The organism is Labrenzia sp. PHM005 (genome assembly GCF_006517275.1).
Classification (GTDB): Bacteria; Pseudomonadota; Alphaproteobacteria; order Rhizobiales; family Stappiaceae; genus Roseibium.
Genome location: NZ_CP041191.1, coordinates 5,366,471 through 5,388,591, shown reverse-complemented (window position 1 = coordinate 5,388,591; position 22,121 = coordinate 5,366,471). Strand labels below are relative to the sequence as shown.

The 22,121-nt window shown below is 53.9% G+C and carries 19 protein-coding genes, 2 tRNA genes and 1 pseudogene; 17 read left to right on the top strand and 5 right to left on the bottom strand.

Annotated elements, in window-relative coordinates:
* Positions 1-117 precede the first annotated feature (117 nt).
* Positions 118-1,227, bottom strand: a complete 1,110-nt coding sequence (locus FJ695_RS24425) for a hypothetical protein (protein WP_141187873.1) — start codon at positions 1,225-1,227, stop codon at positions 118-120.
* 412 nt (positions 1,228-1,639) lie between these two features.
* On the opposite strand from FJ695_RS24425, the gene FJ695_RS24420 reads away from it, so the two are divergent.
* Positions 1,640-2,323, top strand: a complete 684-nt coding sequence (locus tag FJ695_RS24420; protein WP_141187872.1) for a DUF4347 domain-containing protein — start codon at positions 1,640-1,642, stop codon at positions 2,321-2,323.
* 355 nt (positions 2,324-2,678) lie between these two features.
* On the opposite strand, the gene FJ695_RS24415 is transcribed toward FJ695_RS24420, so the two are convergent.
* A tRNA-Thr gene (locus FJ695_RS24415) sits at positions 2,679-2,753 on the bottom strand.
* 419 nt (positions 2,754-3,172) lie between these two features.
* Between FJ695_RS24415 and FJ695_RS24410 the strand changes: the two genes are divergently transcribed.
* The 3 genes from FJ695_RS24410 (at position 3,173) to FJ695_RS24400 (ending at position 5,086) form a co-directional block, all read left to right on the top strand.
* Positions 3,173-3,352: a hypothetical protein gene (locus FJ695_RS24410; RefSeq protein ID WP_141187871.1), complete on the top strand. Its 180-nt coding sequence runs from the start codon at positions 3,173-3,175 to the stop codon at positions 3,350-3,352.
* A gap of 152 nt (positions 3,353-3,504) precedes the next feature.
* Complete coding sequence (murA, locus tag FJ695_RS24405) at positions 3,505-4,794, top strand: UDP-N-acetylglucosamine 1-carboxyvinyltransferase (protein WP_141187870.1); 1,290 nt, start codon at positions 3,505-3,507, stop codon at positions 4,792-4,794.
* Between the two features lie 34 nt (positions 4,795-4,828).
* A complete protein-coding gene (locus FJ695_RS24400; RefSeq protein ID WP_141187869.1) occupies positions 4,829-5,086 on the top strand; it encodes a hypothetical protein in 258 nt (85 codons plus the stop codon).
* 561 nt (positions 5,087-5,647) lie between these two features.
* On the opposite strand, the gene FJ695_RS24395 is transcribed toward FJ695_RS24400, so the two are convergent.
* Entirely contained in the window at positions 5,648-6,130 is a 483-nt protein-coding gene (locus FJ695_RS24395) for a DUF3124 domain-containing protein (protein ID WP_141187868.1), read from the bottom strand.
* A 240-nt stretch (positions 6,131-6,370) separates the two neighbouring features.
* Between FJ695_RS24395 and FJ695_RS24390 the strand changes: the two genes are divergently transcribed.
* The 12 genes from FJ695_RS24390 to FJ695_RS24335 all read left to right on the top strand — a co-directional run bounded on the left by FJ695_RS24390 (position 6,371) and on the right by FJ695_RS24335 (position 18,058).
* The gene (locus tag FJ695_RS24390; protein WP_141188912.1) at positions 6,371-6,808 is read left to right on the top strand and encodes a DUF2948 family protein; all 438 of its coding nucleotides are present in this window, start codon (positions 6,371-6,373) and stop codon (positions 6,806-6,808) included.
* Between the two features lie 36 nt (positions 6,809-6,844).
* On the top strand, positions 6,845-8,152 hold the full coding sequence (gene hisD, locus FJ695_RS24385) for a histidinol dehydrogenase (RefSeq protein WP_209011210.1): 1,308 nt from the start codon (positions 6,845-6,847) through the stop codon (positions 8,150-8,152).
* Between the two features lie 30 nt (positions 8,153-8,182).
* Positions 8,183-8,686 (top strand): UPF0262 family protein, encoded by a 504-nt coding sequence (locus FJ695_RS24380; RefSeq protein WP_141187866.1) that lies wholly within the window; start codon positions 8,183-8,185, stop codon positions 8,684-8,686.
* Positions 8,687-8,691: 5 nt separating this feature from the next.
* Positions 8,692-9,144 carry a low molecular weight phosphatase family protein gene (locus FJ695_RS24375; RefSeq protein ID WP_141187865.1) on the top strand — a complete coding sequence of 151 codons (453 nt, stop codon included), beginning with the start codon at positions 8,692-8,694 and terminating at the stop codon, positions 9,142-9,144.
* Between the two features lie 50 nt (positions 9,145-9,194).
* A complete protein-coding gene (locus FJ695_RS24370) occupies positions 9,195-9,800 on the top strand; it encodes a GNAT family N-acetyltransferase (protein WP_247653725.1) in 606 nt (201 codons plus the stop codon).
* A gap of 111 nt (positions 9,801-9,911) precedes the next feature.
* Positions 9,912-10,130: a translation initiation factor IF-1 gene (gene infA / locus FJ695_RS24365; RefSeq protein ID WP_006939340.1), complete on the top strand. Its 219-nt coding sequence runs from the start codon at positions 9,912-9,914 to the stop codon at positions 10,128-10,130.
* A 41-nt stretch (positions 10,131-10,171) separates the two neighbouring features.
* Positions 10,172-10,792, top strand: a complete 621-nt coding sequence (locus FJ695_RS24360) for a Maf-like protein (protein ID WP_141187863.1) — start codon at positions 10,172-10,174, stop codon at positions 10,790-10,792.
* A gap of 57 nt (positions 10,793-10,849) precedes the next feature.
* Entirely contained in the window at positions 10,850-11,053 is a 204-nt protein-coding gene (yacG, locus tag FJ695_RS24355) for a DNA gyrase inhibitor YacG (RefSeq protein WP_371708801.1), read from the top strand.
* Between the two features lie 307 nt (positions 11,054-11,360).
* Positions 11,361-12,968 carry a bifunctional UDP-sugar hydrolase/5'-nucleotidase gene (locus tag FJ695_RS24350; RefSeq protein WP_141187862.1) on the top strand — a complete coding sequence of 536 codons (1,608 nt, stop codon included), beginning with the start codon at positions 11,361-11,363 and terminating at the stop codon, positions 12,966-12,968.
* Positions 12,969-13,253: 285 nt separating this feature from the next.
* Positions 13,254-14,564: a tetratricopeptide repeat protein gene (locus tag FJ695_RS24345; protein ID WP_141187861.1), complete on the top strand. Its 1,311-nt coding sequence runs from the start codon at positions 13,254-13,256 to the stop codon at positions 14,562-14,564.
* A gap of 16 nt (positions 14,565-14,580) precedes the next feature.
* The gene (locus tag FJ695_RS24340) at positions 14,581-17,682 is read left to right on the top strand and encodes a FecR domain-containing protein (RefSeq protein WP_168206477.1); all 3,102 of its coding nucleotides are present in this window, start codon (positions 14,581-14,583) and stop codon (positions 17,680-17,682) included.
* Between the two features lie 300 nt (positions 17,683-17,982).
* Positions 17,983-18,058, top strand: a tRNA-Phe gene (locus FJ695_RS24335).
* 177 nt (positions 18,059-18,235) lie between these two features.
* Here the strand turns inward: FJ695_RS24335 and FJ695_RS28520 are convergent.
* Positions 18,236-18,622 (bottom strand): annotated as a pseudogene (locus tag FJ695_RS28520) (tyrosine-type recombinase/integrase); the annotation flags it as partial.
* 325 nt (positions 18,623-18,947) lie between these two features.
* Between FJ695_RS28520 and FJ695_RS24325 the strand changes: the two are divergent.
* Positions 18,948-19,724: a hypothetical protein gene (locus tag FJ695_RS24325; RefSeq protein WP_141187859.1), complete on the top strand. Its 777-nt coding sequence runs from the start codon at positions 18,948-18,950 to the stop codon at positions 19,722-19,724.
* 107 nt (positions 19,725-19,831) lie between these two features.
* On the opposite strand, the gene FJ695_RS24320 is transcribed toward FJ695_RS24325, so the two are convergent.
* Positions 19,832-21,352, bottom strand: coding sequence for a M10 family metallopeptidase C-terminal domain-containing protein (locus tag FJ695_RS24320; protein WP_141187858.1), 1,521 nt, complete (start codon positions 21,350-21,352; stop codon positions 19,832-19,834).
* Between the last annotated feature and the right edge of the window lie 769 nt (positions 21,353-22,121).

Genomic DNA, 22,121 nt, shown 5'->3' with positions numbered 1-22,121 from the left:
TACCGAAAGGCTTTTTTGCCAGAAGTGTTTGTCTAAAGCGGTGGAGCAGATGCGGGAAAGGCAAGGCGGTCTGCAACTGCGTCAGGCTAAGTGAGAGCGGTCAGGAAGTTGGTGTTGCTATGCCAGATCAACGTAGTAGGCCACGCCCTCGTAGTTGTAATGGCCTAGGGTGTTGATTGTATTGTCCCGTTCTGTCTCGGACGTTGTGTAGAAATGGCTGCCGTTCTGAGTGTTATAGAACCGGTAGAGCGCTGTGCCGCCGCTATCCGCAGACGTATGAGCGTAGTAAACAATGCCTTCGTCATTGAACTGAGGAAGATTGCTTCGGATATTGGCCGCTTCATCTGCGCTCGCGGTGTAAAAATGCGTCCCAGTGCTGGTGTTGTAGAACCGGTAGACAGCAGTGCCGCCGTTTGACGCCGTCGCATTGGAATCAAACGTATTGCCCTCATAGGACATGGTCGGCGAGTTGGTAATGAGTGAGTTGCGTTCTTCGATACTGGTCGTAAAGAAGTGCGACCCCGTCAAAGTGTTGTAGAACCGATAGACCTGATAGGGGCTGCTGTCGGCATCCGGTGTATCCACGGGAAGGGTCACGTCTGGAGTGTCCGGTTCGTCCGGCACCTCCGGAATGGCCCCGACATGAGGATAAATTTCCAGGCGGAAATCAACTTCGCCAGGAACACCTCCATTGGTGATGATTTGATCTGTTGAGCCATCGTACTCGTAGCCGGTCACCTGAAGGATCACAGTTTCACCGGTCAAATGCCAGATTGCCTCTGAATCGGGAAACTCGTTAAGTGCGGTTGTCGCTGCGGATGTGTCAATCTGCGAGTATTCGGACCGAATTCCCTCGGCAAACAGTTCGCTGACTTGGACAGTGGTTTGTCCGAAGGACGAACCTGTATGTTCACCGCCGGTCCATACGCCGTTAATATCGCCTTCAATCCTTGAAACACCCTGAACAGGAAAGACGGACACAAAGTTTGCATAATCCCCGACCGTTCTGCCATGAAAGGTCACCCGGACAGAGGCAAGCTGATAAGGATTAAACGAGTAATAATCGTAGATGTCGTCGCTGATCGGCGGGGATGTAACCCCAAAGACACCGTCGGTCTCCCAGACATTTGTTTTTGCAATGACGTCTGTCGGCAGATTGCTTGCAAAAGCCAGTGTTCCAAGATCGGTAGCCGTTCCAGGCGTGTCGTTCTTAAAAATTTCGACCATATTTTCCCCCACTGTTATACGTGTCTTATTTTCAGGGATGTGAATTTAGGTCCTTGATTTTTCTCAAGGTTATTGAGTTCACGAAATAAAAAAATGAAGGATTGATCTTAGTGCTTACCAGAACTTGCAGTTGGCCAGTGTTTCAATTGCGACTCGAAAGGCAATGCCTGAACAAACAGTGCCAGTTTCGTTCGATAATTGTCGCAAACGAGGCCGGAGTCTTCAGCTGAGGTGCCCAGAGCTCGTAGACCTCCTGAAGCGATATTCACTGTGTTCCTTTAAGCGAAACAAAATTCATTGATCCTAAAGGTATCCCGGTATTCGATCCGTCCATAAGTGACCCCGATCACTGCTGACACCATTCGAATACTTTAATTCTCTTCTTGCTGAGTAATGGTGGGATCATAAAATAATGTCTGACAATTCAAACGTTGTAGATTTCGATTTTGTTGATACACGGCTGGATAGTCATCGTGATGCCGACAAATATTATGGTGAATTAGTCGCCGCAACTATGCTCGGCGAAGTCGAGATGACCAGCGTGAAACAAGTGATCGACCACATTCTGAAAAACCTAAAACCAAACCAAAAAATCGGTGTTCTTCGCATATTTGATCATGGAGACTCTGTTGCTCAGGAGTTTGGCTCAGATGACGTTAGTCATATGGACCTGCTCGACAGGGCAGGTAAGAAATCCGCTTGGCGCCAAGAGTTTCTTCGTCTGAATGGCCGATTTGACAAGGACGGGTATATTCATCTCGCTGGATGTAAGGTCGGACAAGCAAAAGAATTGTTGATGGAAATCTCTAAACTAACCGGTACACGTGTATTTGCTGGTACGGGGTTGCAAAATGCCTTTCGTGTGAACAGTAACACTTACGTGATGGCTGATGCTGCTTGGTCAACGCGTCGATACAAATATGACTGCGACAGCCCGTCGTCCAATGCGAGATACACTGGTATCGCCTTTCCAATGAACGAACCGGTACCACGATTGAGACCAACGGATTATTACAAAAGGAAATTCAATTTCGCTCGGAAGCAGGTAGTTTTACAGGTTAGGAGCGTATTTGAAATGCTGAGGGAGTTGGACTGACGTCCTTATCAGTCATATATTTTCAATTATACTTTCCGATCTCTTCTTGAAGGAAGATATCGAAAGCCCACTACTTTCCAGCTTCAAACGTCTTTGCCGGTCTTGTTGTGTCAGCATGGGCATACCGCATAAGCATGTTGAGATACTATATTTTTGAAATCGAGGCGACTTCCGGAACGGTTAGTCCCATCTCAAAGAACCAGTTTATGGCCTCACATCTTAGGTCATGGACGTGAAGAACTTTGATGTCCGTTGACCAAACCCACGGTGAATATCGCGTGACAGCAGCGTGTCCATAGGGAAATCTATTGGGCTTGGATCAGGTATTTAGACAATTATTTCAACTGTCTGGAAATGGTGCTGCCGGGGAGATTTGAACTCCCGACCTCTCCCTTACCAAGGGAGTGCTCTACCCCTGAGCTACGGCAGCATCTGGTGGGTACCTTTTCGGCGGACCCGCGTCTGCAAAACAGTTTGTTTTGGGACGTCAATGCTTGTCCCGAGCGGCGATGCCGTCCGGAATGAGGGGGCTTTTGCCATAACAGGTCTCAGGACGCAAGCGCCGTTTTGGTTTTTTTTGTTTCCCGCAATTCCGGTATTTGAAGTAGGGCACGAATTTGTCTTGAAGGTGCAAGAAATCCCGCCGTTTGCCGCACTCTGAAGGTTGTGGATAGTTCCTAAATGCAGCCATCAGGCCAGCTCTATTTGTCTCGTGGCCCGAACCAAGCAGGAATGGCGGGCAATGTTTGCGGCCTGACCTCAAAAGCTCAAACTCTGGTGGGTTTCTCTTTGCCGGACCCGGGTTCAGTTGATAGGTTGCAGCTCACATTGAACGGTTCAGATACGGTCATGAGCGAAAAAGATAAAAAAAGCCAAGATCTTGCGGTGGGTGACGCTAAAACGGCCGCGTCGGGCCCGCGCAGCAGCCAAAAAAATGACGGGCAAAGCCGGGAAGACCGGCTTGCAGAAGCCTTGCGGGCGAATTTGCGGCGGCGCAAGTCCGCAGCACGCAAGAGCAAGGCGGATTGATCCGGCAGCTCTGCTTTGGTGCTGCGTCAAGTTTGCCCGAAATCGGCGATATCTGTGCCTTGCAAGGGCCATAAGTTGGGTGTAGACGCATCGGCTGATGTGAATTTCTAAGGGAATGCCGCGATTTTTGCGGCTTGGGTTCGGGGATAAGTATGGACAGTATAAAAGTCACCGGCGGTGCTGAGCTGAATGGGGTAATCCCGATTTCCGGCGCCAAGAATGCCACTTTGCCGCTGATGATTGCTGCGCTGCTGACCGATGAAACCCTGACCTTGTCGAATGTGCCGCGCTTGCGCGATGTCGCCCAGCTGATGCAGATCCTGTCCAATCACGGGGTCGATTATTCGGTCAACGGCAAGCGGTCCGGCCAGGATGATTTGGCCGGACAGACGCTGAACCTGACTGCCCGGGAGATTGTCGACACCACGGCGCCTTATGAGCTTGTCTCCAAAATGCGGGCCAGTTTCTGGGTGGTTGGCCCCCTGGTTGCGCGGATGCACGAAGCCCGTGTCTCGCTGCCAGGCGGCTGTGCCATTGGCACCCGGCCAGTGGATTTCTTCATCCAGGGGCTGGAAGCGCTGGGCGCTGATATCGAGATCGATGGCGGCTACGTCGTCGTAAAAGCCCCAGGCGGCCTGAAAGGCGGCCGCGTCGAGTTTCCGCGGGTGTCGGTTGGCGCGACCCACACCATCATGATGGCGGCAACCCTTGCCAAAGGCGAAACCGAAATCGTCAACGCGGCCCGCGAACCGGAAGTCGTTGATCTTGCCAAGTGCCTGAAGGCCATGGGCGCGAAGATTGAAGGTGAGGGCACATCGACCATTCGCATTCAGGGTGTGCCGCGTCTTCATGGCGCCCATCACGCAGTGGTCGCGGACCGGATCGAGACCGGAACCTATGCCATGGCGGTTGCCATGACCGGCGGTGAAGTTCTGCTTCAGGGCGCACGCACCGAGCTTCTGGATGCCGCACTGGAGACCTTGCGCCAGACGGGCACGGAGATCACGGACACCGAAGACGGCATCAGGGTGTACCGCAATGGCAACGGCATTCAGCCGGTTGATGTAACCACTGAGCCGTTTCCGGGATTCCCGACCGATCTGCAGGCGCAGTTCATGGCTTTGATGACCAAAGCGGGCGGCACCAGCCAGATCACGGAAACCATTTTTGAAAACCGGTTCATGCATGTCCAGGAATTGGCCCGCCTTGGCGCGCAGATTTCCATTGATGGCCGGACAGCTACCGTTGAGGGCGTCTCCACGCTGCGCGGTGCACCTGTGATGGCGACCGACCTGCGCGCGTCCGTATCGCTGGTGATCGCCGGACTGGCGGCGGAAGGCGAAACCACCGTCAGCCGGGTCTATCACTTGGACCGCGGTTTTGAGCGGCTGGAAGACAAGCTGACCCGCTGCGGCGCCAAGATTGAGCGGATTTCGGGTTAATCGCTAGTCGTCCGGCAAAACCCGGACTGACACTGTGTTTAACGCGGTGAAAAACCTGAATGTCGGTCTCGGGGAGACCACCGGTAAGCTAGCGCGCGATCCCAAATTCAAACACCTGTCGCTCAGCGATCTGCAGTGGCTGGTGCTGCCCCCGCTAGCAGCCAATCAGGTTCTGACTCTGCGCGGTAAGGTGAAGGACAAAGACGGCCAGGAAAACGGCCTCAGCGTCCCGCTCTGCCTGGCGCTTTGGGCCAAGGTCTCCGAAGGGGTCGATCAGAAATTTGACGCCTAGAAAAAACGGCGCCCCGTTGCGTCTTGCCCCGCAAGACTGGACCAGCGGTGAAATCCCGTGGGTACTGCTGATAACAGGCCCAGAGGAACTCACACCCAAGTTGCAAGACAAGCTGCGCTGTGTTCTTGGTGAAGACGTGGACACAATGGCACCGTGCGGACCGCGAATAGTGGATGGAAATGCAGAAGTAGATCTTAGCAAAGTCGGGCGGGTTTTAAGATGTTTTCAAATCAATCAATACTTGTGACTATACTGCTAGCGCTAATAGCCTCAGGAATTGCGCTTAGATTTATTCGCACTCATCTTTTTAGTAAAGTGGATCCAGATCAAAGGCATCATAGAGTAAACTGGAATGGGTACTCTGATTTCAATCCTTGGAATCCGGAAGTTCCAATTAAGATGGTAGAAATACATAGATTTACATCTAGATTAACCTATTTAAATTTTGGTGCCTTGGTTCTTGTTTCTATTTTGATTGCTGGTCTTTAGATGACGTAATGACAAATGCAAAATATTATGTGGGTGGGTGTCCTTCCTCGGAATGAGCGGGGACTACGTCTATTACTGACCTTCGGTCTTCCGGCTGATCACCCGCCCTCGGGACGTAAACGAGGGGCCAGGTGTGCCGGGTCCGGTCACCATAATGGCTTCGGTCAGAGGACTGAGCACCGCCGTTTTTGCAGTCCACTCAACCAAAAAGTTCGCGCCAACTCCGCCGGTGGTGTCATTGCTGGGAACCAGAAAACTGGCGGACTCCAGAGGCTTGAGAGCTCGTGGGGTTTCGAGGAAAGACCGTAGCAAGGTTCCTGTTTCGTCGTGGTAATCAATCCGGCTCAGCGTCAGGCTGTTTTCCGGATCAACGTTGTGGACTGTTAGTGTGGCGGCCAGCAATTCCGAGCGGTTAGGGAAAGAGAAAATCCGCGAATACGCCGGGACGTAGATGAGTTCGCCCCAAGCCCGCTCCAGCTCTGCGGTCAAGACAGGGTGGGACGGGGTTACGGCAGTCAAGACTGCAAGAACGAGAATTTTTGCGATAAAGCGCATCTATGGATCCAATCATCTCAAGCGATTTGCAATCTTGCAGGTTTGCCAGTGGTTGAGAAGGGCTTCCATAGGGAGAAACGGGCGGAGCCTTGGATCTGAGCTGCATTGGAGCGTATGGGAACACGTTCCTTTGTTGCCAAAGGCTGCAATCCCGGTTAGGTCATCAGCCTTGGAGTTGGACCTCGCCAGTCCTACATGCGGGCTGTGACAAAACAACACTTGGACGACCAATTGAGCACTATGGATCAGCTAAAACTCGCCGCCCTGGATGAGGAAGACCTTCAGGTTCTTTCTGCTCATCTTCAAGATGCGGTCATAACGGTTGCGGACATCCGCTATTTGCCGAAAGAAAACAAAGCCGTTTTCATCATGAACCGCTTTGTCTGGGACAAAGAAGCGGACAAACGCTCAAAAGAACACGAGCGGCGCCGGTCTGCTTTGGCCGTGTCTCGCGTCAGCGGTATGAAAGCGCAGAACATACAGCAGGACGCGAAGGGTGTTGTTCTGGAGTTGTTGGCGGTGACTTTCGAAGAAGGCGAAACGCCTGCTGGTCAGATCCAGTTGGCTTTTGCCGGCGGGGCCAGCATTCAACTCGATGTGGAATGCATTGAGGCGCAACTGTCCGATCTTGGCGCCGCCTGGTCGACGCCCAACCTGCCGCAGCACGATCTTACCTGACAAAACTACGTTTGCCGGCGCACTGCGCCAATCATGATGGAGAATTGCGTGGTTCTACGCCTGTCGAATACCAGCGCCGATTTTGAAACCCAGTTTGCCGCTCTTCTTGCCGGTAAGCGGGAGGCATCGGAAGATGTCGATCAGATCGTCCGGGACATCCTGGAAGATGTTCGAAAGCGCGGTGATACGGCGGTGCTGGAGTATACCGCCAAATTCGACCGGCTGAACGCCAAAGAGATGGCGGACTTGAAAGTGTCCGCAGCTCAGATTGATGCGGCTATGGCTGAGGTTCCGCAGGATACCTTGGATGCGCTGCAGCTGGCCCATGATCGCATATACGCGCACCACAAACGTCAGCTGCCTGTTGATGACCGGTACACCGATCCGATCGGGGTTGAACTTGGCTCGCGGTGGACAGCTGTCGAAGCCGTCGGCGTTTATGTTCCGGGCGGACTGGCAAGCTATCCGAGTTCTGTTCTGATGAACGTGGTTCCGGCCAAGGTGGCGGGCGTCGAGCGGATCGTCATGGTGGTGCCGAGCCCGGACGATGTTTTGAATCCGCTGGTATTGGCGGCTGCCAAGATCTCAGGCGTCAGCGAGATCTACCGCATTGGCGGGGCGCAAGCTGTCGCAGCTCTGGCATTTGGCACAGAAACCATTCAGCCGGTTGCCAAAATCGTTGGGCCGGGCAATGCCTTTGTCGCCGCCGCCAAGCGCCGGGTGTTCGGGACTGTCGGCATCGACATGATCGCCGGACCGTCCGAAGTTCTGGTGGTGGCTGATAAGGACAGCAACGCGGATTGGATTGCTGCTGACCTTCTGGCTCAGGCCGAGCATGATCCGGTTGCCCAGTCGATTTTGATTACTGACAGTTCTGAACTTGCGGATCGGGTAGCAGATGCCGTCGAAAGCCAATTGAAAACCTTGCCGCGAGAAGAGGTGGCACGCGCAAGTTGGCAGGATTTTGGGGCGATTATTCTGGTCGACAGCCTGGACAATGCGATGCCGCTGGCCAACCGGTTGGCCCCTGAGCACTTGGAACTTGCTGTGGCTGATCCAGATGCACTTCTGGAAAAGGTCCGCAATGCCGGCGCTGTATTCATGGGCCATCACACGCCGGAAGCAATTGGCGATTATGTTGGCGGCTCGAACCATGTGTTGCCGACGGCGCGTTCCGCACGGTTTTCCTCCGGTTTGTCCGTTTTGGAATTTGTCAAACGGACGTCGATCTTGAAGTGTAATGCGGAGAATTTGCGCGTCCTCGGACCGGCCGCGATTGCACTTGGTGAAGCAGAGGGCTTGTCGGCGCATGCCCGGTCTGTTTCCATCAGACTGAACATGTAGGCAGAGAATCAACGGCGAGGCTTTGACAGCATGAACGATGCACAATCGGAATGCCCTCAACAAACGTCAGGCGGCCGCCTGGTGGATGTGGTGTTGGATGAAGCCTCAATCGCCCGCTCCACACCGGAAGTGGAGCATGACCGCGCTGTAGCGATCTACGATTTGATTGAAGAAAATGCCTTTCAACCGGTTGGGCATCCGGTCGCCAAATTCGTCCTCAACCTCTCCGTCATTGAGAAGAAACTCGTATTTCAGATCCAGACAGAAGATGAGCAGGACGTCGTCACCCATGTCCTGTCGCTCACGCCATTGCGTAAGATCGTGAAAGACTACGATCTGATTTGTGAAAGCTATTACGAGGCCATCCGCCACGCGACACCGAGCCAGATCGAGGCGATCGATATGGGGCGCCGCGGCGTGCACAATGAGGGCTCGACGATCCTCATGGAGCGCCTTGAAGGAAAAATCGAGGTGGACATGCAGACCGCCAGGCGGTTGTTCACTCTCGTCTACGCCTTGCACTGGAAAGGCTAGAGTAGGTGGCCGGGCCGGACCTGCGTCCGACTGCGGTTTTGTTTGCGTGCGGGATGAATTCCGTCCGCTCGCCGATGGCTGAGGCCCTGACGCAAAAACTCTTTCCCGGCCAGATATATGTCAAATCGGCAGGCGTTCGCGCTGGCAAGCTCGATCCGTTCGTTGATGCGGTCATGGCCGAAATCGGGGTTGATATGAGTGCGCATCGGCCGAAAAGCTATCTGGATTTGGAAGAGAGCGGCTTTGATCTGATCGTCACGCTTGCGCCGGAAGCCCATCACTGGGCGCTCGATCTGACCCGTACGGATGCGGTCGATGTTGAATACTGGCCGACGATGGACCCGACGCTTGCGACCGGGTCTCGCGAGCAGATCCTCAACGAATACCGTGCAGTCCGGGACATGTTGATGATGCGGATCAAGAAACGGCTCAACTGGACACCGCCGCCAAGCGGATGATAAGCGGGCTCCCAGTATTGTTAGGAATTACAATATTGTTAGGAGTTACAGTGTCCCGTTCTTTATCTCCATTGCAAACCGAGCGCCTTATTCTACGCCCCTTTGAGCGGAGTGACGCCGAAGCGCTTTTTGAATACCAGTCTCGCGAGGACATTGCCCGGTATCATTTTTGGGAGCCGAGAAGCCTGGAGGACATCCATAAAAAGCTGGATGACTGGATTCCGATGACATCTTTAGAGGGGGAGGGAACCTGCGCGTCCGCGATATGTCTGGCAGAAGACGGCAGGCTGATTGGCGATGTTTCTCTGCGCGTGACGGACGCCGAAGCCGGGCAGGCCGAAATTGGGTTTTCACTGAACCCGGAATTCCAGGGCTGTGGGTATGCATTTGAAGCTGCCAGCGCTTATCTGCAATTCGGATTTGAACAGCGCAAACTTCACCGCATTTTCGGGCGTTGTGATGCCCGTAACACCGGGTCCTGGAAACTGATGGAGCGGTTGGGGATGCGCAGGGAGGCGCACTTTCGCGAACACGCTCTCTTCAAAGGCGGCTGGGACGAAGAATTCTACTATGCGATTCTAGCTCGTGAGTGGCGGTCATTTCCCGATAGGGCGCTGCAAATCGAAGCAAAACCGGCCCTGGCCGGAGGCGAATAGCCGGAACGATAGTTTCTTTGACTTGGCAAGAAAGAAAGGTTCACATTCCGGGCCTAATCCGTTAGGTTCCGCGGCACCTGCGGGCTAGACTCGCCACAATCAGGATATCAAATGGCTAAAGAAGAAGCTCTGGAGTTCCCGGGCGTCGTAACAGAACTGTTGCCGAATGCGACGTTCCGCGTAAAACTTGAAAACGATCATGAGATCATTGCCCATACGGCTGGACGTATGCGCAAGAACCGGATTCGCGTTTTGGCGGGTGACAAGGTTCTTGTTGAAATGACCCCATACGATTTGACCAAAGGTCGGATCACGTACCGCTTTAAATAAGCGGCTGGTCGCATTACGCCGGCAGGAAAGCACGCGCATCCATGACGAATGCCCCGCAGTTGATTTTGGCATCCGCGTCGCCGCGCCGGCTCGCGCTGTTGCAGCAAGTTGGGCTGGAGCCGGATCATCTCCTGCCTGCAGATGTCGACGAAACACCCAAAAAGCATGAAACGCCCAGGGCGTTGGCACTTCGCTTGGCACGCGCCAAAGCTGAAGCCGTGCGCAAGACGGTCGATGCATCAGAAGAGATGCGCGATGGGGTGGTGCTGGCGGCCGACACGGTGGTTGGCGTTGGACGGCGCATACTGCCAAAGGCTGAAGTGACTGACCAGGCTTTGATGTGCCTGTCCATGCTGTCGGGACGTGGCCACAGGGTATTCACCGGTGTTGCGGTTGCCGAGCCTAATGGCAAGCTGCGTACTAAGCTGGTGGAAACCCGCGTCCGTTTCAAGCGCCTGTCCCGCCAGGACATGGATGATTATATTGCATCTGGTGAATGGCGCGGAAAAGCCGGGGGCTATGCCATCCAAGGGCTAGCCGGCAGCTTTGTGGTGAAACTGGTCGGCTCTTATCCGGCAGTGGTTGGCTTGCCGCTTGCTGAAACTGTAAACCTGCTACAATCAGCTGGTTACCCGGTTCACAAGAGCTGGGCGAGCGCCTGAGCGTTCTTCGGGATTGGTTCCGGCACGCATTTCGATTGAACATCAAAGGAGGCTGTAGTGTCCGATCCGACCAGTCAAAAACCGGAACGGCGGATGCGGCCATGTCCGATCTGCTCCAAGCTTTCCACACCGGCTGACTATCCCTTCTGTTCCGACCGTTGCGCAAAGGTCGATCTGAACCGCTGGTTCTCCGAAGGATATTCCATTCCGGTCGTTGAGACAGATGATCTCGATGAAAATGATTTCCCGGATGAAGCATAACGGCCTGCGCAGAATATCACCCGATTTAGACAGAGTAGGTGCGCCATCACGTCCGTGACTGTCCAAAATTCTGCAAAATTCTTTACCTGGCAAAATTTTTTTCACTTTTGAGCTCTCAGCATCTTGCAGCTGTTAAAAATCTCGATCACTATTTGAAGAGTGGAACCCGGGACGGCCAACAACTGCCGGCCGGGTTGGCTTTGCATTCCGTGCCGCGGGAGGCAGCAAAAAAGGGCAGAGCCGGCCGCGCAGTCTGATCCAGCAGGTTCAGGCAACAAAAACACCATTCAAAATGGGTGAGGGTCAGATGAACAAACGTTTCCTGAGTGCCGCGGTGCTGTCGCTGTCAGCAGCTTTTCCAGCAACCGCATTTGCCGACTATTCCCTGACAATTCTGCATTTGAACGATCTGCATTCCCGGATCGAGTCGATTAACAAATACGATTCCACCTGCAATGCTGAATCTGAAGCAGAAGGGAAGTGTTTCGGCGGAATTGCACGGATCAAGACGAAGCTCGACGAACGCCGTGATGCCTTGGCTGGTGAGGGAAAGAATGTCCTGACTGTGGACGCTGGAGACCAGTTCCAGGGGTCACTGTTCTATACGACTTACAAAGGTGAAGCGGCCGTTGGGTTCCTCAACGACATGGGCATCGATGTCATGGCCGTCGGAAACCACGAATTCGATGATGGTCCTGAAGTTCTTGCCAAATTTATTGATAAGGCGAATTTCCCGGTTCTCTCCGGCAACATTGATGTCAGCAATGAACCGTCTCTGAAGGGGAATGTACCGGGCGTTCTGATCCTGGAAGTGGGCGGTGAAAAAATCGGCATTGTTTCAGCACTGGCCGAGGACACAACCGAAACATCTTCTCCGGGAAAGAATGTCCGCTTCATTCAGGCGGAAGATTACCTCAAGGGGGCTGTCGAGGGGCTGGAGTCTGCCGGGGTCAACAAGATCATCGCCGTCACCCACATGGGGTTGCCGCGGGACATGGAGATCGCAGCAGCTGTGTCCGGAATTGACCTCATTGTCGGCGGTCACTCGCACACCCTGCTGTCCAACACCCAGGAGCGAGCCAAAGGCCCTTATCCGGTCGTTGTGAAAAACCCGGAAGGAAAAGAAGTCCCGATCGTCCAGGCCTACGCCTATGGCAAATTCCTGGGTGAAATCAATGTCACCTGGGACGATGCCGGGAATGTTGTTTCCGCGGAAGGAGAACCGATCCTGCTGGACGCCAGTGTAACCCCGGATGCAGGGTTTGCTGACCGTGTGGCTGAATTGGCGGCGCCGATCGAGGGACTGAAGGCGAAAGTCATCGGGTCCGCGGCCGCGCCGATTGGTGCGGACCGGTCGGTCTGCCGGGCGCAGGTCTGTGAAATGGGCGTTTTGGTTGCCGATGCCATGCTGGATCGGGTCAAGGATCAGGGCATCCAGATCGCCATTCAAAATGGCGGCGGCCTGCGTGCATCCATTGATGAAGGTGAAATCACGATGGGCGAAGTTCTGACCGTCCTGCCGTTCCAGAACACTCTGTCCACCTTCCAGCTCAAAGGAGCAGATGTCGTTGCTGCGCTCGAAAATGGTGTGAGCCAAGTGGAAGACGGCAAAGGGCGTTTTCCGCAGGTTGCCGGATTGAAATACACCTTTGATGCATCCAAGCCGGCCGGAGAGCGGATTTCCGATGTAATGGTCGCCGACGGGGATGATTTTACGGCATTGGACCCAGAGGCAGTCTACGGCGTTGTTTCCAACAACTACATGCGCGGCGGCGGTGATGGTTACAAGATTTTCGCGTCCAACGGCATGAAGGCATATGATTTCGGACCGGATCTTGCCGACGTGGTCGCCGAATTCCTGGCGGAAAAAGGCGGTTATACTCCATACACCGACGACCGGATCACGGTGAAATAACCTCGTTTTCAGAAGCGGTACGAAAAAACGCTGATTTTGAGATCCCCTCAAAATCAGCGTTTTTGTTTGGCTATCCTGCAGTCTGATCTGGCGTGTAATCACTGTGTGACCGAACGCTATGAGACGTGTGGAACCTCCACCAGGCATGGACAAGGGAAGTGGCCTGCGGTAGGTGTGTTAACGTATTTTTAATGTTTAGAAATTTGGCGGTAGAAGCTGGGGCTGTGGTTATCAGTAATGTGTTTTAGGCTTCAAAATGTGGCTGCGCTCCTGGTGTTTACGGGGGTGATACTATTTCCTGCCCTTGTTCAGTCGCAGGACGCTGGCGAGACACCTCAAACGTTTGAAGCCCTGCTGGCCCGTCAAACCGCGCTTCTGGTGCAGGTTTTGGAACGTCCGGCTGACCTGGACCTGGCCTTCGAATACGCAACGGTCTCCGTTTTGGTAGGTGACTATGAAGCTGCGATCTCAACGTTTGAACGCATGTTGATTTTCGCGCCAAACCTACCGCGTGTGAAACTGGAACTTGGTGTTCTGTATTACCGGTTGGGGTCTCTGGAGACAGCGCGCTATTACTTCCAGGCTGCCCAGGAAAGCCCGAATGTGCCGCCGGAAGTTCAGCAGAAGGTGGAGACCTATCTGGCTGCGATCGCGGCGAAACAGCAGCCGACCCAATTCCGTGCGGACCTCATCATTGGGGCACGGTATCAAACCAACGCCAATGCAGCGCCGGGCGGACGCCGGGTGACGATTAATGGACGCGATTTTATTCTCGATGATACGGCAACCGGCAAGGCGGATTTCAATGCGTTTGCTGCGGGGCGGGCCTATGGATCTTATGATCTTGGCACCCAAGGAGATCTGATAGAAACAGACCTTGTCTTTTATGCTGCGCGTTTTTCCGATCAGGTCCGGCTCGATACCGGATTGGCGGAAGTAACCATCGGGCCGTCTTTCAATATGGCGCGGTTTAATTGGGACAATGCGCAACTCGGTTTGTATGCCGTTGCCTCCGGAGTCCGGCTCAATCATGCCAATTACAATGGGGCACTTGGTTTCGGCTCCCGGCTTGTGGCCCGTCCGGACGTCCAAACGGAAGTGACCGCGAAGGTGGAATGGCGGCAGCGTTGGTTCAATGACACATCCGAATATCCGACGGTTTCCGACCGGAATGGTTACTACCTCCAATTCGCGTCAAAAATCTCCAGACAACTGACCAAGGCTTTGCGGACGCGGGTCCTGGCATTGGCGGATTTTGAAGAAACAAGCGCGAAGTTTCAGCAAAGCTGGGAGGCGGGCGCGGGGATCGGTGCGACTTATCAATTCGCCTCGCCGATCAAACAACTGCCGCACCTCTGGTCTTTCGATTTGGAAGCTGGCTACATTTACCGGGCCTATGCAGCGCCGGACCCGCTGGTGAATGTTTCGGAAAAGCAGAAAGACCATGAAGGCTGGATACGTGCTGCGCTGAATGTTCCGCTGAAATACAATGTGTCTGCCGGTTTGGTCGGCGAATTCCGGCGCCAATATTCGAACTATGATTTGAGCAGCTATTCGAATGCATCTGCGATGTTCTCGCTGCGAAAAGCGTTTTGATAAGGGGGGAGACAATATGGATAGCGTTTTGCCTACTCTCAGATTTCGGACAACAGTAGCGGCTCTCTTATGCTCCGCCGCAGCTGTAACATGCTTCCCTTCGAATAGTCAGGCAGCAACAAAAGTCGGGACCGCCGCCGCCGTCAACACAGATGCCTTTGGGACGCCGCCTGGAGCGGTCCGCGAAGTCAAGCTGATCGGCGACAACGTCGTCTACAATGAGCGTATCGAAACCTCCAGTTCCGGCCTTGTTCAAGTTCTGCTGAACGATGGGTCGACATTCACAGTCGGCGCCAATTCGGATTTGGTGATCGACGAGTTCGTTTATGATCCGGATGCGGGGACCGGCAAACTCGTTGCGTCCTTTGGCAAAGGTGTGGTGCGCTTTGTTGGCGGGAAAGTCAGCAAGAAAAAGGGGGGCGTCGCGGTCAAGACACCCGTCGGCACCATCGGTATTCGTGGCGGCGTTGCCAATCTGAATCTGAAGGGCGGCAATCCAGTCTTCTCCCTGTTGTTTGGCGATGATCTGACGTTTGAAAGCCGAAATGGGGCGCGCCAGCGGATCTATCAGGCCGGTTATTCCTTACAAGTTGATTCTACTGGTTTGAGCAGCGGTGTGCGCCGGACAACACCGTCCGATCTGTCTGCTGTTCAAAAGGGACTTGCTGCGCGCGGGGGACAAACGGGCGGAAATCCAAATCCGCCGACCGGAGGGCAAATAGCGAAGTCCGGTGTTCCAAATGTCAATTCAAACCTTGGCCATGTCCGCACCGCGCCAATCCCCAAACCGCAGGGGATCCAGTCGACCGAGCTGCAGCATGCGGAAACCAAATTGGTGCAGGTTCAAAAGACTCAGCAGCAACGCACCGTGGACCGGATCGACAAGGAAACGTCCGACAGTACTGAAACGCCGCCGCAAGACAATACCGATAATGAAACTGTCACCACGACGGCGAATGCCCGGATACTGACTGCAGGATCAAGTTTTTCGCCCACATGGGACGCCAGCCGGACGGTGAGCGCGCCAGGGGAGCAAGGACTGATTGGGGGAAGTTCTGGCGTCGACGAGACCGTCGCTTTTTCGTTTGCAACAGTCATCTCCGGCAATGCCACCGGGCTTTATAAAGCCGAGGTTGAAGGCAACAAGATCTATCAATTCGCCTTTGATGGTGATGGGCAGTACTTTTACGCGCAGACCTACACGGATCAGGACCATGTTGCCCAATTGGGTGAAAATGGCTTTATCCCGGTGGCTCCGGCGGTCGATCCCGATACCGAAGGAAATGTCAGCTCCTATGCGTGGGGCGCGCAGTTTTTCCATGAAAACTTTGCGGCTTTTGCGCACCTACCCAATGTAACCCCCGGCAGTGCGACACCGTTCAATATTGAGGATATGGTTTTTGGTCTCCACGGAGTTGGGACAGATTTTTCCAATTTTGGTCAGGGAGCGAGCGAACCCGCTGTTCGCATCTATAACTTGGCATCAGACCCGAGCTTGATGTTCTCACTGGGGACGGCTGGCGGTGGCACAACCTTTACACCGCTCATGAGCAATGCGCTGTTCGTCAATCCACTGGCTGCCACGGAGCTTGGCAACAGCTTTATGTCGGCGGTCAGTTCCACCGACCTGAAAATGATCGAAGACAGTCCCTCGACTTTGAACGGGGCGCATTTTCTGGTGAGTTCATTTCATATTGACGGCGCAGGGACCGATCAGAAATCCTTGATCTCTGTCGCTGCCGGAGAAGTTTATCAAGCAAGCGATGGTGTTGTTGTCATGGACACCGGCCGCCGTGGCGGCCACCGGATTAATGGAAACCAGGGCGCAGCGCTTTACAGCGGGCCGGTTGGCACCATTGCCGGCCCTGACGGCGGGCATTTTTTCGGCAGCAACGCTCAGAGCTTTGTATTTGGCAATGTCATGTCCGGGGAGGCATTGGACGACCCTTACAACGACAATTACATTAGCCGCCCAAGTGTCTTTGAAAACAGTGATACGGTGTCTGCAAGTCTGCATGTCGGCCGTTTTAATGGGACAGATCAAACAAACATGTCGCGCACGGACCGGACTTTGAGCGGCTACGCTGCAGGCGTCGTTGAAAGCACCGTCAACTTGCTCAGTCAAGGCGCCGGCTCCATCGCGTTTTCAAGCAGCAGCGCGTCCGACCTTTCGGTTTCCTTTGACAGTTCGGAGCATTCGCTGGGCGGAGCGCTGACGATCCGCGATACGCGGCAGATCGATCCGGAAATTGGAAGTTACACGGTTCGCTTCGGCTTCAACGAAGATAAATCGGGGACACACCGCGCAGCCTTTATCGACGATGACACCTATGCTGCACGCGATGCCACCAATGTGGCAGAGACCTATCTGACTGTTGATACGGTTCAATCGCCTGACCCAATTCCCATTCAAGATCCGCCAGATGTTTCAGATCCGGCGGGCGGAGGCGGCTTTTATGTCGTTCGAGATGCCGCAAGCCCGGCCGTTTCCGGTCTGACAAGCGCTGGTGCCCAAACAGTGCAAGCAAATCCGAATGAAACGCCAACCACTTATTTTGTGCCCAATACTCTGGTTGGTGCCGGTGATGACGCCATAATGGCCGGAGTTACAGAATGCACCTGCGCGTTTCTGGAATGGGGCTATTGGGGCACAAAAATGTCCTATGACGACACCAGCGGCGCCCTGTCGGGCTCCGGTCAACGGCAAGATGCTGTGCATCTGGGGACCTGGGTTGCAGGCGATGTCACCAATTCCGCCAATTTGCCAACGACCGGAAGCGCAAGTTATGCCGGTCACGCTGCGGGCAATGTGATCAACAATGGTGCGCAATATCTGGCGGCCGGGGATTTCAACATGACCGTCGATTTTGCGCGCCGGACTGGTTCGGCGAACATTGCGAATTTTGACGGCCGGGTATTTGGAGCCGATCTCACCGAACAAGCTGTGGTTTCAGGGAATCAGTTTTCGGGGACGCTGGCAGGTGGGACACTCACCGGAACTGTGAACACATCGATTGTTGGTGGCCCCAATTCAAACCATCAGGGGGTCATCGGCAATTTCAATGCGGCCGATGGGGTTTGGTCGGCGACCGGGATTGTCGCTGGAGAGTTGCAGTAAGAAGCGATTGCTGCGCTCAAAATTTAAGCCCTGATCTGTGCGGTTCTCGCGGACTGGTGTGCCCGTCAATCATGGGGACACGCAGCAAACAGGCGCTGAAGGGATAGATTTTTGTAGCCAGCCTAAGTTCTTAAAATACTGATCTTAATTGCAATGAGACCGGTGAGGCGCGGATTTATCCATTGGCATTTTTACAAGTTGTGAAAAAACTTTGCCGGGGTGCTGGACAAGGGGCAAACGAGCTTCTATAAGGGCCGGGCTTTCGGCGGACGGGGCCTGCCTCCTCCCAAATCAAAGCGCGCCCAGATAGCTCAGTTGGTAGAGCAGCGGATTGAAAATCCGCGTGTCGGTGGTTCGATTCCGCCTCTGGGCACCACTCTTCTTCTTGAAATTGCTGGTGTTTCTCCGTTGCATGTTTTTTGCTCCTTTCGGGTTTGACACTTTTTTCGGAACGGTTTGACACTTTTTGCTGTCTCCGTTCGATTTCTCCTTCAAATACGGACGCAATGTGACCCATTTTCTGGGTGATATCGGCGCGCCAGGAATAATGCCGCGCCATGGTTTCAGTGGTCTGTGCTAGGGCGTCTGCAATGCTTCTGTCATCCATTCCCGTTTCTCTTAAGATCGTCGCGACGGTGTGGCGGAGGCCATAAAGAGTTAAACCCGGCGCGATGAGTTCGCGGCGTTCAAGGTCAATCCGGAATTTGTTCCAGGATGCGCGAAAGCCATCGACAGTCCAAGAGCGCCCGATTTTGCTGGCCACCAGGGTCGACGCTTCGTGTGGTGGCGCATTGTCTAGGATTTCTTGAAGCTGCCTGATCACAGGCCAATAAACGTAAGTGCCGGTCTTCGCGCGCCGAGTTCTGACCGCACCATTTTGCAAAGCTTCTTTGGGCAAACTCAGCGCATCCCCTGGGCCAAGGCCGGTAAACATCATCACCGCAAGCGCCCCAAGGAGCTGCGGCGGGGCATGTACGAGGACTGTTTGCTGCGCGCCAAGAAAGCGTAGGTCCTCCGGCTACTCGCTGAGCCAAGGCAGCTGTCATCCTCTTGATCCCAGTCTTGGCCAAGAGAACAGCTGGTCTTCCGGCCTTACCCTCAGCTTGAAGCTTTGTTCTTCCGGCGGTTTCGAGTGCTGATTAACCAAGTTTTAAGGTAAGTTAAGACATTCTTAAATTAACTGTTAAAGTTGCATTAAATTTGCGGTTGCAGGACGAGGCCAATTTCCGGCAGCCAGCGCTTGATCCAAAACGGCGGAGTTTGGAATGGACGCGTTTGAGTTTGTTCAAAGTATTTTTGATGCCAACCACTATCTTGCAAACAATTCGGACGTCGAGCAGTCCGGGTTGGAGCCGTGGTTTCATTTTGTAACTTTCGGCATTGAGAGCGGCCGGGATCCGAGCCCCTATTTTGATACCGATTATTACCTGACGCAGAACCCCGACGTCGTTGCCTCCGGCATGGATGCGTTTACGCATTTTCTGGAGCATGGGCTCTTTGAAGGGCGGGTGCCGTCGCCACTGTTTGATGCGGATTATTATCTCAGCCAAAATCCGGACGTGGCTGCGTCTGACTTGACCCCCTATTACCATTTTATCGTCTTCGGCCAGGAGGAAGGCCGCTTGCCGATGGAGAGCGCGCCGCTTGACGCAGAAGCGCCCTCAAGCGGGGCAACTGACAACCTTGATGAACCGCTGCTATTGATGGGGACGGATCAGGCCGATCAATTGCTTGGCGGGGCGGCCAATGATGTTCTTGTCGGTGCGGGGGGCAGCGATGTTTTGATCGGCGGCGACGGGCAGGACATTTTCGGGTTTGCCCCTGGATTTGGCCAGGACGTCATTCAGGACTTCAATGTCACTGAAGACATCTTGAGGATGCAATCCCTGGATATTGGCAGCTATGCCGATCTTCAGGCGGCCGCCGTGGTTGAGACGGCCGGTGATGATACCTTGATCAGTTTTGACGACGGGTCCAGCCTCACGCTCATTGGTGTGACCGACCCCAGCGCCATAGAGTTCATGCCACTGCCGCTGATTTAAGCGGATCTGGCGACGAGGGTTTGTCAGGACCTGGACGTTTGGCGGAAGCAAGGTGCGCTTCCGCCGATTGGCTTATCCGCCAGTTGTTTTATCCGCCAGTCGTGCAATTACATCTCAATATAGAGCTGTGCGGCGGAGAGGCTCATGCCTTGAACGTCGACAAGATCCGGGTTTGCATCCAGGAACGCGGCCGCATCAAAGGTGATCCCGCGGCCCTCTGCCAAGCCAAACTCGAGATAGTGCAGCACCCCGGCTTCTATATCTGCGCCATAGACCTCAATGAGATCGCGGTGAGAGGCGATATAATCCAGAGCGGAAAAGTCGATTGTCCGGCCTTCATTAAGCCCGTGTTCCACCAAATGGGTGTAGAGCAAGTCCTCATCGGTACCAAACGCTTCAGCGACGTCCGCATGACTGGCCGCATACTCCAGAAGCGAGATGCTGGTCTGGCTGGCAACGTCCACATCGGTATCGGCAAACGAGATGGTCTCGATACTTGTGAGTTGATCAGTGCCTTGAGCGCTGTGAATGACAATCGGGCGCGTATCAAAGACATAAACCGTGGCAGCGTCCTGATCGGCTTGGATAACAAAGGTGTCCCGTCCTGCACCGGCATCAACGACGTTGTTTAGCGCGTTCCCAAGGATGACGTCGTTGCCTCTGCCTGTCACCGCGTTTTCGATATCAGCGCCAAAAGCGATCGAGATGTTGTTAACAAGGCCAGCCGTGCTGGAAAATCCGCCGGGATTGAGATCCAGAACCGTATCTTCCGAAAAGCCGCTGAAATCGAGCGTGTCGATCCCGGCAGCGTCCCAGATCGAGAGGACTGGTTCTCTGTTTTGCGCAAAATCGAACAACGGAGAATCCGTGTTTGAGTTAAAGCCGTAGACGGTATCCCCGGTGCGCGTTTCCATGTTGGCGCCATACTTGGCTTGGATCGCCGCAATATCATGAAGCATTGGGGTTTGAGCATAAGAGGTGCCGTACTCTGCACCCGTGTTGTCTTCATCCCAATAAGACATGATGGAATATTGCTGGCTGTCTTCCGCGTATTCGGCGTTCCGTGCGTAGGACAACCGGCCGCTTCCGGCGTTGTAGTCACCTGGATGCAGCTGCCCGATCGAGTGACCGAGTTCGTGGACCAGAACCTTGAAGCCGTAGTTCCCGACTTCTGGATTGATGTTGAAGCCAACGGTGCTGTTGACCCAAACGTCTCCAGACCACGCGCTTGTGCCGGGCAGATAAGCGTGCGCGGCGGAATAATAAGCGAGACTGGACGAGTTGGCGAAACTGATATCCCCAACGCCGCCAACGGTCTCTTCAAAGGTGATGTCAGCGACATCGCTCCAGGTCGACAAAGCCAAACGGGCCATGCCTTCCTGTTGCTCGGAAAATGCCCGGAAGCCGGTGTACTGATCTTCGCCAAACGCGTAAGCCGGCAGGGATGTCGCAAAGGAATACGTAATCGGGCCGGATGTTGTCCAGGAATAGTCTCCCCGGTTCAACTGAGTGATAATCTGGTCGATTGGCGTTCCGGAATTGGACGCAGAAGTCTCGCTGTCATTTCCAGAAGATGCCCGGAAATGATCGACGCCATCACACATTGGATGGTGACAAAATCCACACATGAGCCATCGTTCGGAGAAAGTATTCTCCGTCCCTGTATCGGAATTCTTTAAGTAAATTCCTGATTAATTTTTGATGGGCTCATCATGTCAGTTGTTGTGAAAATAAAAGTGAACAAAAAGCAGATAGAATACGTATTGGAAGTTGTCGTTAATATAATTTGAATTGTGAATTAACGTAAAATAAACTTAAAAAACTACTACTCGTGTTAGGTATTCGTTATTGTAAATGGAAATTAATAGTAAAGGCGGCATTTACTATGTGCAGCCGATCCAGAGGCAGAACACCTCTCAGGCGAAGCTCATGGGCGGATATCGGCCCGGAATCACTGGAAAATTCGGTGAAGAAACCGTGAGCCGGAGCGCAGCCGGAAACCGATTAGAGGGCCTATAAACAGCTGTGCCTGAGCTGTGGTGGTAACCAAGAGGCTGCGGAAAGTTTGGCGGCTTTGGCCACCACTCTCCTTAATGAAATTGATGATGTTGTTTGATTGCAGTTCTTGCTTTGTCGCGGGCTTTTTCGTTTGTCGCTCATCCAAAGGCTATTATTGGCTGCTCCAGCACGCGCAATGCACAGTTCGTTTGCGGTGCCAAAGTTGTTCATAGGTATCGAACAGTTCAGCGGGGCACATGTACCGGTTCTTCCTAAAAGTGCCTTACGGTACTGGCGTCTGTCTCTTCAAGGTGCTTCGTGCAGGTCACAAGATCAGCCAGATCGCGTTTTGTGATCTCGCCTAGGCGCATGATTTGATTTTGGCATCCAATGGTTTCA